The organism is Streptomyces sp. NBC_00102 (assembly GCF_026343115.1).
GTDB lineage: Bacteria > Actinomycetota > Actinomycetes > Streptomycetales > Streptomycetaceae > Streptomyces.
Genome location: NZ_JAPEMC010000001.1, coordinates 4,731,886 through 4,744,613, shown reverse-complemented (window position 1 = coordinate 4,744,613; position 12,728 = coordinate 4,731,886). Strand labels below are relative to the sequence as shown.

Here is a 12,728-nt window from a genome sequence, read left to right as displayed (position 1 = left end):
ACCCGGCCCGACCCGAACGAAAGATCCTAGGGCTGGGGTCCCGGCTCGGTGGGGTCCCCGCCCGGCTCCCCCGCGGCCGGGGCCGCGTCGGGGCCCGGAGTCGCCTCCGTGCTGCCCCCGCCGGTGGCCGCGCCCTCGGCGGGGCCGCCCTCCGCGCCCGGCGGCAGCACCCGGTCGGTCTCCACCGCGACCACGTGCTTCTCCTCGGCGAAGTGGCAGGCGGAGTCGTGGTGGGCCGGGCCCTCCACCGTCCTGAACGCCTCCGGGACGGCGAGCAGCGGTTCCTCCACCGCGCACCGCTCCTGCGCCTTCCAGCACCGGGTGCGGAAGCGGCAGCCGGAGGGCGGGTTGGCGGGCGAGGGCACGTCCCCGTGCAGGATGATCCGCTCGCGGCGCTCGCGGGCCTCCGGGTCGGGCACCGGGACGGCGGAGAGCAGCGCCTGGGTGTAGGGGTGCGTCGGGTGGTCGTAGATCTGCTCCTCGGTGCCGATCTCGACGATCCGGCCGAGGTACATCACCCCGACCCGGTCGGAGATGTGCCGGACGATCGAGAGGTCGTGGGCGATGAAGACGAAGCTGAGGCTGAACTCGGCCTGGAGGCGGTCGAGCAGGTTGACGACCTGTGCCTGGACGGAGACGTCGAGGGCGGAGACGGGTTCGTCGGCGACGATGATCTCGGGGTTGAGCGCGAGGCCGCGGGCGATGCCGATGCGCTGGCGCTGGCCGCCGGAGAACTGGTGCGGGTAGCGGTTGATGTACTCGGGGTTGAGCCCCACCACGTCCAGCAGGTCCTGGACCCGCTGCCGTCGGCTGCCCTTCGGGGCGACCTCGGGATGGATCTCGTACGGCTCCCCGATGATGTCGCCGACCGTCATGCGCGGGTTGAGCGAGGTGTAGGGGTCCTGGAAGACCATCTGGATGTTCCGGCGCACCGCCTTCAGGGCCCGGCCGGAGAGCTTGGTGACGTCCTCGCCCTTGTACTGGATGGTGCCGGCGGTGGGGCGTTCGAGGTGGACCAGCATCTTGGCGACGGTGGACTTCCCGCAGCCGGACTCCCCCACGATGCCGAGCGTCTCGCCGGCCGAGAGGTCGAAGGTGACCCCGTCGACGGCCTTGACCGCGCCGACCTGCTTCTTGATCAGGATGCCCTGGGTGAGCGGGTAGTGCTTGACGAGTTCGCGGACCCGCAGGATCGGCTCCCCTTCGGCCCACGCGGAGAGACGGCGTGACTCGGAGAGGAGGGTGGAGGCGATCTCGCCCTCTTCGCGCGCCTCCTTGCGGCCCCCGTGGTGGTCAGCGTGCATCGAGCGTCTCCTTCCAGAAGTGGCAGGCGCTCGCGCGGTGTTCGGCCACGTCGTAGAGCGGCGGCTCGTCCGTGCGGCACACGTCCTGGGCCATCGGGCAGCGCGGGTTGAAGGCGCAGCCGGGCGGGATGCGCAGCAGGTTCGGGGGCAGCCCCTTGATCGCGTACAGCTCCTGGCCCTTCTGGTCCAGGCGCGGGATCGACTGGAGGAGGCCCTTGGTGTACGGGTGGGCGGGGGCCTTGTAGATCTCGTGGACGGGGGCGGTCTCGACGATCCGGCCCGCGTACATCACGGCGATCTTGTCGGCGACGTCGGCCACCACGCCGAGGTCGTGGGTGATGAGGATCAGGCCCATCCGGTACTCCTGCTGGAGTTCCGCGAGCAGCTCCATGACCTGGGCCTGGACCGTCACGTCGAGGGCGGTGGTGGGTTCGTCGGCGATGATCAGCGCGGGTTCCAGCGCCATCGCCATGGCGATCATGATGCGCTGGCGCATGCCGCCGGAGAACTGGTGCGGGTAGTTGCCGACCCGCTCCTTGGCCGCCGGAATGCGGACCCGGTCCATCAGCTCGATCGACTTCTTCCGGGCGTCCTTGCGGGACATCCCCCGGTGCACCCGGAACATCTCACCGAGCTGGTCGCCCACGGTCAGTACGGGATTGAGCGAGGAGAGCGCGTCCTGGAAGATCATGGCCATCTCCTGGCCGCGGATCCTGCGCCGTTCGTCCTTCTTGAGCTTCAGCAGGTCCTGGCCCTTGAAGAGGACCTCGCCGCCGCTGATCTTCCCGGGCGGCATGTCGAGGATGCCCATGATCGCCTGTGCGGTGACCGACTTGCCGGAGCCGGACTCGCCGAGGACGGCGAGCGTCTCGCCCTCGGCCACCGAGTAGTTGACGCCGTTGACGGCCTTGGCGACGCCGTCCCGGGTGTGGAACTCGACGTGCAGATCGCGCACTTCCAGCAGCATGGCAGCGGACTCCTCAGCGCAGCTTGGGGTCGAGGGCGTCGCGCACCGCGTCGCCGAGCATGATGAACGACAGCACGGTGACCGCCAGTGCTCCCGCGGGCCAGAGCAGCATGTGCGGTGCGTTGCGGATGTAGTTGGACGCGGCGGAGATGTCGATGCCCCAGGAGACGGCGGGTTCCTTCAGGCCGACACCGAGGTAGGAGAGGGTCGCCTCCAGGGAGATGTACGTACCGAGCGCGATGGTCGCCACGACGATGACGGGGGCGATGGCGTTCGGGGCGACGTGGCGGAGCAGCATCCGGGAGTTGGAGGCGCCGAGCGCGCGGGCGGCCTGGACGTAGTCGTTCTGTTTGGCGGTGATCACGGAGCCGCGGGCGATGCGGGCGATCTGCGGCCAGCCGAGCAGGACGATGAAGCCGACGACGGGCCAGACGGTGGAGCTGGTGACGACGGAGAGGAAGACCAGGCCGCCGAGGACCACCGGGATGCCGAAGAAGACGTCGGTGATGCGGGAGAGCACCGCGTCCCAGCCGCCGCCGAAGAAGCCGGCGAGTCCGCCGAGGATGCTGCCGAGGATGCCGACGCCGAGGGTGGCGCAGACGCCGATGGTGACGGAGGTGCGGGCGCCGTACACGACGCGGGTGTAGACGTCGCGGCCCTGCGGGTCGAAGCCGAAGGGGTGGCCGGGCTCCCGGCCCTTCTGGGCGTCGGCGAGGTCGGCCTGGAGCGGGTCGCCGCTCGCGATGAGGGACGGCCAGATCGAGATGATCACCAGGAAGAGGATGATCAGGCCGGAGACGATGAAGACCGGGTTGCGCCGCAGGTCGCGCCAGGCGTCGGACCAGAGGCTGCGGGGTTTCTCGGAGGGACCCGAGCCGTCGGGGCCGGGCGGCCTCTCCAGGGTCTCGCCTTCCTCCAGGGCGAGGTCCATGGGTCCGCCGGCTCCCGCCGGGGAGATCGCCCCGTCCTGCGAATACGGCTCAGGCATAGCGGATCCTCGGGTCGAGTACGGCGTACAGGAGGTCGACGATCAGGTTGGCCGCCAGGAAGACGAGCACCAGGACGGTGACGAACCCGACGACGGTCTGGGTGTTCTGGCGCAGGATGCCCTGGTAGAGCTGGTAGCCGACGCCGTGGATGTTGAAGATCCGCTCGGTGACGATGGCGCCGCCCATCAGCGCGCCGACGTCGGTGCCGATGAAGGTGACGACGGGGATCAGCGAGTTGCGCAGCAGGTGGCGCACGATCACCCGGCGCCGGGGCAGCCCCTTGGCGGTGGCGGTGCGTACGTAGTCGGCGCGGGCGTTCTCCGCGATGGAGGAGCGGGTGAGCCGGGCGACGTAGGCGAGCGAGACCGAGGCGAGGACGAGTCCGGGGACGATCAGTTCGTCGATCGGGGCCTCGGAGGAGACGGAGGGGCTGATGATGCCCCACTTCACGCCGAGCAGCAGCTGGAGCAGCAGACCGGTGACGAAGGTCGGGACGGAGATGACGACGAGGGTCAGGATCAGCACGGTGGTGTCGACGGGCCGGCCCCGCTTCAGGCCGGTGAGGACGCCGAGGCTGATGCCGATGACGATCTCGAAGACGATGGCGACGATGGTGAGCCGGATGGTGATGGGGAACGCGGTGCCCATCAGCTCGGTGACCTTCTGCCCGTTGAACGCGGTGCCGAAGTCGCCGGTGAAGACGTTGCCCATGTACGTCAGGTACTGCTGCCAGACCGGCTTGTCGAGGCCGAACTCGGAGCGCAGCTGGGCGGCGGTGGCGGGGTCGCACTGGCGGTCGCCGCAGAGGCCCGCGATGGGGTCGCCCATCACGTTCACCATGAGGAAGATCAGCAGCGTGGTGCCGAAGAAGACCGGGATCATCTGCAGCAGCCGCCGGATCACATAACGTCCCATGTGGGGCTCCGGGGGGTCGGGGCGGAAGCGTGGGCCGGGGCGGTCGGGCGGTGTCCGGTGGACCGGGGCCGGCCGGAAACCGCCCGAGCCGGGTGGCCGGTGCGGGTGCTCCGCACCGGCCACCCGGCTTCAGCGGGTCACTTGACCTTGATCTCGTTGTAGACGGGGACGCTGAAGACGTTCAGCGCCACGTTCGAGACGCGGTCGGAGTAGCCGGCGCTGCCGTTCTGGTACCAGAGCGGGATGACCGGCATCTGCTCGACGAGCACCTGCTCGGAGTCCTGGAAGGTCTTCACCGCGGTGGCCTTGTCGGTCTCGGCGTTCGCCTTGTCGACGAGGTCGTCGAACTCCTGGTTGCTCCACTTGCCGTCGTTGGACGAGGCGTTGGTGTAGTAGAGCGGCTGGAGGAAGTTCTGGATGAGCGGGTAGTCCATCTGCCAGCCCGCGCGCCAGGCGCCGGTCAGCTTCTGCTGGGAGACCTGGTTGCGGAAGTCGGCGAAGGTGCCGACGGGGCCGCCGACGCAGGCGCGGTTGTTGTCCAGCGCCTTGTTGATGCTGTTGCAGACGGCGTCGACCCACTCCTTGTGGGAGCCGGTGTCCGCGTTGTACGAGATCTTGAGCTGGCCCCCGGGGATGCCGCCGGCGTCGTTGATCATCTTCTTCGCCTCGTCGGCGTCGTACTCGCACTCCTTGCCGCACAGCCCCTTCTTGAAGCCGCCCTCCTCGCCGAGGACCGGGGAGGTCCAGTCGGAGGCGGGGGTCCGGGTCTGGTGGAAGATCTGGTCGGTGATCTGCTGGCGGTTGATCGCCATCGACAGCCCCTGGCGCACCTTGCGGCCGTTCTCGGTGTCCCACTCCTTGTCGTAGAAGGGGAAGGCGAGGGTCTGGATGATGCCGGCCGGGGTGTTGATGTAGCGGTCGCCGAGGTCGGACTGGACGTTGGCGAGCTGGGAGGCGGGGACGTCGTCGACGAGGTCGAGGTTGCCCGCGGTCAGGTCGGTGTAGGCGGTGTTGTTGTCGGTGTAGACCTTGAGGTCGATGCCGCCGTTCTCCGCCTTGTCGTCGCCGGGGTAGTCGTCCCAGCGGCGCAGGTTCATCGACGAGCCCTTGGCGTAACTGTCGATGGTGTACGGGCCGTTGCCGACGGGCTTGGAGAGCCAGGCGTCGTGGTCGTCGAAGAAGCTCTGGGGCAGCGGCGAGAAGGCCGCGTAGCCGAGGGTGTCGGGCCACAGCGAGAACTTCTGCGACAGCTTCACCGTGAAGGTCAGGTCACCGGTGGTCTTCAGGCCCGAGAGGGTGGTCGCGGAGGCGGAGCCGCTCTCGGGGTGGGCCTTGTCGTAGCCGTCGATGTACTGGAAGAAGTAGGCGTTCTTCTGGTTGTTCTTCAGCGCGGCGCCGTAGTTCCAGGCGTCCACGAAGGACTTCGCGGTGACCTTCTCTCCGTTGGAGAACGTCCAGCCGTCCTTGACCGTGATGGTGTAGTTCGTCGCGTCGCTGGACTCGATCTTGTCGGCCAGCATGTTCTTCGCCTCGCCGGTCTTCGGGTCGTACCGCTTGAGACCGCGGAAGACCATGTCGAGGACCTTGCCGCCCTGCACCTCGTTGGTGTTCGCGGGCTCCAGCGGGTTCTGCGGGTCGCCCCAGGAGGAGCTCACGATTCCGTCGGCGCCGCTCCCGCCGCTGTCACCGTCCCCGCCCCCGCCGCAGGCCGTCGCCGCCAGGGCGACCGCCACCGCGCATGCGGTCCACCTGGCCCGTGTGGCTCCGCGCATGAAGTGCCTCCTCCTGAGATGCCATGAGTAGCTCTGCCCTATATCACCGCATTCATCTAGGTATGGCATGTCCGCAGGGCCCGTACGGGCACGCTCGTCCGAAGCCCCGTCACCCGCCCGGCGGAACCCGGTCTCCCCCGGACACGCCGACGGGCCCGTACTCGGGAGTGATCTCCTGAGTACGGGCCCGTCGTCGCAGACCGCGAACCGGCGCCTGTATCGCCGTGGCCGGTGGAACCGGAGCGGCTAGCCCTCCAGCGCCGCCAGCGCCGGGTCCATCACGATGTCCTTCGCGCGGTGGACCGACGGGTCCTCCGGGAAGTGGCAGGCCGTGAGGTGGCCGGGCTTGTCGCCGGAGAGCTGCACGAGCGGCGGCTCCTCGGTGGCGCACTTGTCCTGGGCCTTCCAGCACCGGGTACGGAAGCGGCAGCCCGAGGGCGGGTTGACGGGCGACGGGACGTCACCCTCCAGCCGGATGCGCTCGCGCTTGTCGGCGTCGATGTCCGCGTCCGGTACGGCGGACAGCAGCGCGTGCGTGTACGGGTGCCGGGGCGCCTCGTACAGCGAGTCGCGGTCGGCCACCTCGATGATCTTGCCCAGGTACATCACCGCGACGCGCTGCGAGAAGTGCCGGACGATCGCGAGGTCGTGCGCGATGAAGACGAACGCGATGCCCATCTCGCGCTGGACTTCCTGGAGCAGGTTGATGACCTGCGCCTGGATGGAGACGTCCAGGGCCGAGACCGGCTCGTCCGCGATGATCAGCTTCGGCTCCAGCGCGACCGCGCGGGCCACGCCGATGCGCTGCCGCTGGCCGCCCGAGAACTCGTGCGGGAAGCGGTTGTAGTGCTCGGGGTTCAGGCCGACGATCTCCAGCAGCTCCCGCACCCGGGCCTCGCGGCCACCGGGCGGGTTGATGCCGTTGATCTCCATCGGGCCGCCGATGATGCTGCCGACCGTCTGCCTCGGGTTCAGGGAGGCGTACGGGTCCTGGAAGATCATCTGGATCTCGGACCGGATGGGCATCATCTCGCGCCGCGAGGCGTGGCTGATGTCCTGGCCCTTGTACGTGACCGTGCCCGAGGTCGGCTCCAGCAGGCGGGTCAGCAGCCGCCCGGTGGTCGACTTGCCGCAGCCGGACTCGCCGACCAGGCCGAGGGACTCGCCCGGCATGACGTCGAAGGACAGGCCGTCGACCGCCTTGACGGCGCCGACGGTCCGCTTGATCGGGAAGCCGCCCTTGATGGGGAAGTGCTTCTTGAGGTCGCGGACCTCCAGCAGCGGGGAGGCCGCATCCCGCTTGTCCTGCTTGCCCTGCTGCTTCGGCACGGTGCCGGTGGCCGCCGTGTCAGTGGTGTTGTTCTCGCTCATGGTGATGCCCCAGTCGCTGGTAGGTCAGCCCAGCCGGGGCTGAATCTTCTCGATGAACACCTGCTGCTTCTGTTCCGCCGTCAGGTGGCAGGCGGAACCCCGTCCGTCCGGCAGACCGGGACGCGAGGAGACGCACGCGTCCCCGCCGACGTCTCCGGTGAACGCGCACCGGGGGTGGAAGGCACAGCCGGACGGCGGGTTGAGCAGGGACGGCGGCGAACCCGGGATCGGCATGAGGGGCTCGTCGACGCTGGAGCTCAGCCGCGGCATCGAGCCGAGCAGACCCCAGGTGTACGGGTGCTGGGGCGACTTGAGCACCTCACGCACCGAACCGCGCTCTACGGCCCGGCCGGCGTACATCACCAGCAGGTCGTCGGCCATGTTGGCGACGACGCCCAGGTCGTGCGTGATCATGATGATCGCGGAGCCGAACTCCTGCTGGAGGTCCTTGAGCAGGTCGAGGATCTGCGCCTGGACGGTGACGTCCAGGGCGGTCGTCGGCTCGTCGGCGATCAGCAGGTCGGGGTTGCAGACCAGCGACATGGCGATCATGGCGCGCTGGCGCATACCGCCGGAGAACTGGTGCGGGTAGTCGTCCACCCGCAGCGTGGGCTGCGGGATGCCCACCTTGGTCAGCATCTCGATGGCCCGGTCCCGGGCCTCCTTCTTGCTGGCGCCGGTGTGCTTGCGGAACGGCTCCGAGATCTGCCGGCCCACCGTGTAGTACGGCGAGAGCGCGGTGAGCGCGTCCTGGAAGATCATCGACATCTTGTTGCCGCGCAGCGATTCGAGCGTGGACTCGGACGCGTGGGTCAGGTTCTCGCCGTCGAGGAAGATGTCGCCCTCGACGGTGGTCGACTTCGGGTTGTGGAGACCCAGCACCGTCAGGTTGGTCACCGACTTGCCGGAACCGGATTCGCCGACGATGCCGAGCGTCTTGCCGCGCTCCAGGTCGAAGGAGAGCCCGTTCACCGCATTGACGACGCCGTCCTCGGTGGAGAACTTGACGTGCAGATCGCGTACCGAGAGGAAGGAGTCGGACCCGGTGGGGGCCGCCGCGTCCTCGGTCTTGGTGAGTGTGGTCACGTTGCTACTCCTAGGACAGCCGCACGCGCGGGTCGATCACGGCGTACATGGCGTCCACGACGAGGTTCAGAACAATGATGAAGGCCGCGCTGACGAGCATGACGCCCATGGTCATCGGCAGGTCCTTGTTGGTCACGGAATCGATGGCCAGCCGGCCGATCCCGGGAAGACCGAAGGTGATCTCGGTGACCATGCCACCGCCGAGGAGCGCCGCGATGTCCATGCCGAGGATGGTGACGATCGGGATGAGCGATCCGCGCCAGGCGTACCGCATGAAGACGTAACGTCCGCTCATGCCCTTGGCCTTGGCCGCCCGGACGTGCTCCTCCTGGAGCTGCTCGATCATCGTGGAGCGGGCCATACGGGTGTAGTTGGCCGTGAAGATCACGGACATCACGACCCAGGGGATCAGCAGGCCCATGAACCAGGGCCCCACGCCGTCGCTGAAGTCGTTGTACTTCGGCTTGTCCAGCCAGCCGGTGCTGTAGACGAAGAGACCGAGCACGATCGGGCCGAGGAAGTAGATCTGGAAGGAACTCAGCACCAGCGAGAAGGAGCTGACGACCTTGTCCAGCCAGGTACCGCGGTAACGGGCGGCGATGAGGCCGGTGCCGAGACCCACGATGAGGAAGACGATGAGCCCGCCGATGGTGAGCGAGAGGGTCAGCGGGAAACGGTCGACGATCGTGTCCCACACCATCTGGCCGTTGTTGAACGAGACCCCGAAGCAGGGCGCCGAGCAGTGGCCGACGGAGAAGTCACGGCCCGTGAAGATGCCGGACAGGAAGATCCAGTACTGGACGATCGTCGGCTTGTCGAGACCGAGGTTGGTGTGGATGATCGCCAGCGCGTCCGGGGTGCAGTTCTTGCCACAGGCCAGCATCGCCGGGTCCTGCGGGATGGCGAAGAACATGAAGAAGGTGAAGGCGCTGATCAGGACCAGGATCAGGCACGCGCCGAGCGACCGGCGCAAGAGGAAACGAAGCATGGCAAGAGGCTGCTCTCAGGACGGCGGGACGAGAGGGGGGAGGTGGGGCGGATCCGGCAGAGGGGGGCGCGCGCTCCGCCGCGCGCGCACCCCCGTGAAACTGCTGTTGCCGACTACTTCTTGAGGAAGATCTGCGTCACGTCGGTGTAGCTCTGAACCGTCGAGTAGCGCAGGCCGCCGATGTTGGAGCCGGCGATCTGGAACACCTTGGTGTAGTAGACCGGGGCAGCCGGGTTGATCTCCGTGGAGATGTACTCGTTGAGCGCGGCCCAGGCCTTGGTGGCCTCGGCGACGTCCGTGATCTTCAGGATCCGCTCGATCTCGGAGTTCACGTGCGGGTCGTTGATGTGCGAGTAGTTCGACGAACCGTCCTGGATGGCGGTGCCGTTGTACACCGGCGGGATGACGGTGGACGCCGACGGCCAGTCCTGGCCCCAGCCGGTCATGTAGATGTCGTAGCCGTTGTCGACCTTGCCGACCCGCTCGTACCAGGTGGCGGAGTCGATCTCCTTCTTCTGGACGTCCAGGCCGATCTTGCCGAGCGCGTTGGCGATCAGGACCGCCTGCTGCTGACGGACCGGGGTGTTGCCGTAGGCGTAGACGATCTTCTTGCCCTCGGCGCCGGCTTCCTTGACGAGAGCCTTGGCCTTGGCCAGGTCACCGTTCGCCTTGGTCTTGCGCTCGAACGGGTCGAAGGTCTCGTCGTAGCCCGGGGTGGTGGGCGACATCAGGCTGTTGGCGACCTCGCCGCCGTACGCGCCACCGTCGGCCTTGGCGATCGCGGAGGCCGGCAGGGCCAGGGTGATCGCGTCACGGAGCTTCTTGTCCGTCATGCGGTCGAGGTTGAAGTTCATCTGCCACACGTACGGGGCGTAGCCCTGGATCGTGCGGGCCATGGCGGCCTTGTCGCTGGTGACAGCCTTGAGCTGCTCGGTGGCGACCTGACCGGTGAACATGACCGCGTTCTTCGCCGCACCGCGGTCGGCGAGGATCGTCTTGGTCTGGTCCGTGTCGTCGTGGTTGTACTCGATGTTGAAGCCGTCGACGTACTGGTGGCGGACCGAGTCGGTCTTCGCGTCCCAGTTCGTGTTGCGGACGAGCTTCATGCCCTTGCCCGGCTTGAACTCGGCGATCTTGTACGGGCCCACGGCGACCGGGGCGCTGTCGTACTTGGCCTGGGTGTCCGTGTCCTTGGGGACGACGGAGTAACCGGCCATGGCGAGCGCCTGCGGCAGGTCCGGCTCGGCGGCCGCGAAGTGGAAGACGACCGTCTTCGCGTCGGGGGTCTCCAGCACCGAGTCCGGCAGGTGCTTGCCCTTGTAGGGGCCCTCGTACGCCTTGCGGTACGCGTTGCCGGCACCGGACAGCCACTGCTGCAGGAAGACCGGACCGTCGGTGATGTTGGTCGAGTACAGGCGCTCGACGGTGTGACGGATGTCGGCCGAGTCGATGACGTGGCCGTTCTGGTCCTTCACGCCGTCCTTCAGCGTGTAGGTCCAGGTCTTGCCGCCGTCGGAGACCTTGCCCGAGTCGGTGGCGAGGTCGCCGACGACCGTCAGCTTGCCGTTGGCTTCCTTGTACTGCGTCAGGCCGCGGTAGATGAGACGGGAGAGCAGACCGCCGTCGCTGACGTAGATCTGACCCGGGTCCAGGTGCGAGAAGTCGGTGTCGTTGTAGACCTCGGCCGTGCCGCCGGAGCGGGCGCCCGCGACCTCGGCCGCCGGGCCGGTGGAGTCCGCGGCGGTACCGAGGACGACCGCGTTGGACTGCGAGGACGCGTCCTTCTTGGTCTTGCTGTTGTCCTTGGCCGCGTTGTCGTCGTTGCCGCCGCAGGCGGTGAGCGTCAGTGCGCCCGCCGCGACCGCGACCAGTGCGGCTCTCGCCGTACGGTTCTTGAGCATAGACATGGAGTCGAGTCCACCTGCCTGTGAGTAGTGATCAACTGTGCTGCCCTGCACGTCCGGTCGGTGCCGGCGCCCGGGAGGCAGCTCCCCCGCGGTTCGGATCAGCGTCCCGTCTTCGGGTCGAAGGCGTCCCGTACGGAGTCCCCGAGGAGGTTGAACGCCACAACGAAGACGACCATGGCGACACCCGGGAAGAACATGTAGACCGGGTCCTGCTCGTAGACGTTCGCGCCCACGGAGAACATCCGGCCCCAGTCCGGCGTCGGCTCGACGTAGCCGACGCCGACGAAGGAGAGAAAGGCGACCGAGAGGATGGTGCTGGGCAGCATGTACGTGGACTGCACCAGGATCGGGGTGACGAGGTTCGGCAGCAGCTCCTTGCGGATGATGCGCCACGGGGAGGCTCCGGCGACCTTGGCCGCCTCGACGAACTCGCGTCCGCTGAGCGAGAGGGTGACGGCGCGGATCAGACGGGCCAGGCCCATCCAGCCGAGCAGCCACATCACGGCGATGATGGCGCAGGTGCGCACGTACGTCGGGGTCTCCTCGTCCGGGGCGACGAAGACGGTCGTGATGACCGGCATCGCCGCGACGAAGAAGAGCTGGCTCGGGAGCGCGAGGAAGAAGTCGGTGACCCGGCCGATCCAGTAGTCGGTCTTACCGCCGAAGTACCCGCCGATGAGACCGATCAGCACGCCCATGACCACCATGGCCACGGTGGCGACGACCGCCGTGTACAGCGAGGTGCGCATGCCGTACAGCAGCTGGGCGAAGACGTCGCGGCCGAGCGTCGGCTCGATGCCGAACCAGTGCTCGGGGGACATGCCGCCCATACCGCCGGAGGGCATGTTGAACATGTCCAGCAGGTTCGGGTCGTCCTGGCCGTAGAGCGTGTACGGGTCCTTGCCGTACAGCTTGGTGATCACCGGGGCGAGAGCTGCCACCAGGAAGAACACGATCACCACGACCGCGGACACGATGCCGGTCTTGTCCCGCTTGAAGCGGCGCCACATCAGCTGGCCCGGCGAGCGCCCCTCGACCTTGGCGGGGCCGGTCGGCTTCTCGGGCTCTTTCTCGAGAACCGAAGCCGAGGCCTCGGCCTGAATCCCAGTTGGACTCGTCATGATTCGTCCGTTTCACATGTAATTGATGGCCGCCGGCCCGCGCACGTGCCGCCTCTTCAGCAGTATGCGAAGAGTCAACCGCACTGCGCCTGCACCGGGTTGCCCGAACGAGAGGGCGGGTGCGGGAACGTACGGAGCGGCGAGCAGGCCTGAGGCTGATCTGCGCGGGTAGACCGCGGCCAGGGTGGACTCACCCCGGAGAACCGATACGGGAGATCGGGCGCCGGGCGGATCAGTGCAGCGATCGCACCGACCCCTGACTTACCGCCAGGGATCGTGGGCGTCTGGTGCGCCGGCCGGACGACGTG

At 67.9% G+C, this 12,728-nt stretch carries 9 protein-coding genes and 1 pseudogene; all 10 read right to left on the bottom strand.

Annotated elements, in window-relative coordinates:
- Positions 1 to 26 precede the first annotated feature (26 nt).
- Positions 27 to 1,193, bottom strand: coding sequence for a dipeptide ABC transporter ATP-binding protein (locus OHA55_RS21280; RefSeq protein WP_323180483.1), 1,167 nt, complete (start codon positions 1,191 to 1,193; stop codon positions 27 to 29).
- Positions 1,194 to 1,296: 103 nt separating this feature from the next.
- Positions 1,297 to 2,271, bottom strand: a pseudogene (locus OHA55_RS21275) (ABC transporter ATP-binding protein); the annotation flags it as partial.
- A gap of 13 nt (positions 2,272 to 2,284) precedes the next feature.
- Entirely contained in the window at positions 2,285 to 3,259 is a 975-nt protein-coding gene (locus OHA55_RS21270) for an ABC transporter permease (RefSeq protein ID WP_266708649.1), read from the bottom strand.
- On the bottom strand, positions 3,252 to 4,175 hold the full coding sequence (locus tag OHA55_RS21265) for an ABC transporter permease (protein ID WP_266708647.1): 924 nt from the start codon (positions 4,173 to 4,175) through the stop codon (positions 3,252 to 3,254). Before OHA55_RS21265 ends, OHA55_RS21270 begins: the two co-directional genes overlap by 8 nt.
- Before the next feature lie 137 nt (positions 4,176 to 4,312).
- Positions 4,313 to 5,947, bottom strand: a complete 1,635-nt coding sequence (locus tag OHA55_RS21260; RefSeq protein ID WP_266708645.1) for an ABC transporter substrate-binding protein — start codon at positions 5,945 to 5,947, stop codon at positions 4,313 to 4,315.
- 246 nt (positions 5,948 to 6,193) lie between these two features.
- The gene (locus tag OHA55_RS21255; RefSeq protein ID WP_266708642.1) at positions 6,194 to 7,318 is read right to left on the bottom strand and encodes an ABC transporter ATP-binding protein; all 1,125 of its coding nucleotides are present in this window, start codon (positions 7,316 to 7,318) and stop codon (positions 6,194 to 6,196) included.
- A 24-nt stretch (positions 7,319 to 7,342) separates the two neighbouring features.
- Entirely contained in the window at positions 7,343 to 8,404 is a 1,062-nt protein-coding gene (locus tag OHA55_RS21250) for an ABC transporter ATP-binding protein (RefSeq protein WP_266708640.1), read from the bottom strand.
- 10 nt (positions 8,405 to 8,414) lie between these two features.
- A complete protein-coding gene (locus OHA55_RS21245; protein ID WP_266708638.1) occupies positions 8,415 to 9,392 on the bottom strand; it encodes an ABC transporter permease in 978 nt (325 codons plus the stop codon).
- A gap of 113 nt (positions 9,393 to 9,505) precedes the next feature.
- Positions 9,506 to 11,299: an ABC transporter substrate-binding protein gene (locus OHA55_RS21240; protein WP_266708636.1), complete on the bottom strand. Its 1,794-nt coding sequence runs from the start codon at positions 11,297 to 11,299 to the stop codon at positions 9,506 to 9,508.
- A gap of 98 nt (positions 11,300 to 11,397) precedes the next feature.
- Positions 11,398 to 12,420, bottom strand: a complete 1,023-nt coding sequence (locus OHA55_RS21235) for an ABC transporter permease (RefSeq protein ID WP_266708634.1) — start codon at positions 12,418 to 12,420, stop codon at positions 11,398 to 11,400.
- Positions 12,421 to 12,728 lie beyond the last annotated feature (308 nt).

What these genes read in the sequence shown, in the direction of transcription:
- OHA55_RS21270 (WP_266708649.1), bottom strand. Translation starts at nt 3,259, where the DNA reads ATGCCTGAGCCGTATTCGCAGGACGGGGCGATCTCCCCGGCGGGAGCC.
- OHA55_RS21245 (WP_266708638.1), bottom strand. Translation starts at nt 9,392, where the DNA reads ATGCTTCGTTTCCTCTTGCGCCGGTCGCTCGGCGCGTGCCTGATCCTG.
- OHA55_RS21260 (WP_266708645.1), bottom strand. Translation starts at nt 5,947, where the DNA reads ATGCGCGGAGCCACACGGGCCAGGTGGACCGCATGCGCGGTGGCGGTC.
- OHA55_RS21235 (WP_266708634.1), bottom strand. Translation starts at nt 12,420, where the DNA reads ATGACGAGTCCAACTGGGATTCAGGCCGAGGCCTCGGCTTCGGTTCTC.
- OHA55_RS21240 (WP_266708636.1), bottom strand. Translation starts at nt 11,299, where the DNA reads ATGTCTATGCTCAAGAACCGTACGGCGAGAGCCGCACTGGTCGCGGTC.
- OHA55_RS21255 (WP_266708642.1), bottom strand. Translation starts at nt 7,318, where the DNA reads ATGAGCGAGAACAACACCACTGACACGGCGGCCACCGGCACCGTGCCG.
- OHA55_RS21265 (WP_266708647.1), bottom strand. Translation starts at nt 4,175, where the DNA reads ATGGGACGTTATGTGATCCGGCGGCTGCTGCAGATGATCCCGGTCTTC.